Raw genomic sequence first — 1409 nt, forward strand, 5'->3', positions numbered from 1 at the left:
AGTAAGACTGTTGCCTGCCTAGGTGCTCCCGGGTTTCGTGACTCGCACGCCGATCGACCCTGGGGGCTACCGTGGTGTCGGAGGTGTTCTCGCAGCATCCTGACCCGCACTCCGATCGACCCCGGCAAGGTGTCATTCCCCGGACATGTCGGTTGCTCGGGAGCACCTCTGGCGAGGCCCGCGGTCTCGCCGGAGCCATGTGACTGAAGAAGGGCCTGACGGTCTCGTCTCGTTACTGTCGTGTCCAGGTGTCTGGTTCGGCCGAGGGCAACCAACTGGTGTTGTTCTTCGACCGAAAGGAACCCCTCTCATGACCGACCGTCCACCGTCCACCTCCCCTGTCGTCATAGGTGGGGTCGACACCCACAAAGACCTCCACGTGGCCGCGGTCGTCGATTCCCACGATCGACTGATCGCCACCGAGTCGTTCTCCACCACCCGCGCGGGCTACCGCGCCTTGCTTCGCTGGATGCGCTCCCACGGTGACGTTGCCCGGGTCGGTATCGAGTGCACCGGGTCCTACGGTGCCGGGCTGATGCGCCACCTGGACCAAGCCGGGATCGAGGTCTTGGAGGTCACCGCCGGCGACAAGGCCGACCGGCGCAAGCGCGGCAAGGACGACACCATCGACGCCGAACAGGCCGCTCACGCCGCGTTCGCGCGACAACGCACCGTCACCCCACGAGCGCATGACGGGATGGTGGAATCGTTGCGGGCATTGAAGATTGCCCGCTCGACCGCGATCAAAGCACGCCGCGTCGCACTCCAGATGATCCACGCGCTGATCATCTCCGCGCCAGAAGAACTGCGCGACCAGCTGCGCAACATGACTCGGATGCAGCTGATCCGCACCCTGGCCGCGTGGCGACCCGACACCACCGGATACCGCGACCCCGTCACCGCGACCAAGATCTCGCTGAAGTCTCTCGCCCGACGCTACGTGGAACTGCACGACGAGATCGCCGACCTCGAAACCCTCATGCACGCTCTGGTCGACGAACTCGCACCCGAACTGCTGGCCCGCCCCGGTATCGGCTACGAATCAGCCACCCAACTGTTGATCACCGCCGGCGACAACCCAGATCGGCTCCGGTCAGAAGGATCCTTCGCGATGCTCTGCGGGACAGCTCCGCTGCCTGCCTCCAGCGGGAAAACCACCCGCCACCGCCTCAATCGTGGCGGGGACAGAGCCGCGAACTCTGCGCTGCACATGATCGCCGTCAGCCGATGGCGCATCGACCCAAGCACCAAGGCCTACGTCGCCCGCAAGAGGGCCGAAGGACACTCCAACCCCGAGATCCTCCGCCTACTCAAACGCTACATCGCCCGCGAAATCTACTACCTCCTGCGTAACCACCAGCGCGCGCTGAATCACACCTACACCGCCGCTTGACAAACAGAAGGGCGTC

At 64.8% G+C, this 1409-nt stretch carries 1 protein-coding gene; it reads left to right on the forward strand.

Annotated elements, in window-relative coordinates:
• Positions 1 to 310: 310 nt before the first annotated feature.
• A complete protein-coding gene (locus ABD209_RS15570) occupies positions 311 to 1393 on the forward strand; it encodes an IS110 family RNA-guided transposase (protein WP_344067836.1) in 1083 nt (360 codons plus the stop codon).
• The last annotated feature ends 16 nt before the right edge of the window (positions 1394 to 1409 follow it).

Source organism: Nostocoides vanveenii (assembly GCF_039531165.1).
Taxonomy (GTDB): Bacteria; Actinomycetota; Actinomycetes; order Actinomycetales; family Dermatophilaceae; genus Nostocoides_A; species Nostocoides_A vanveenii.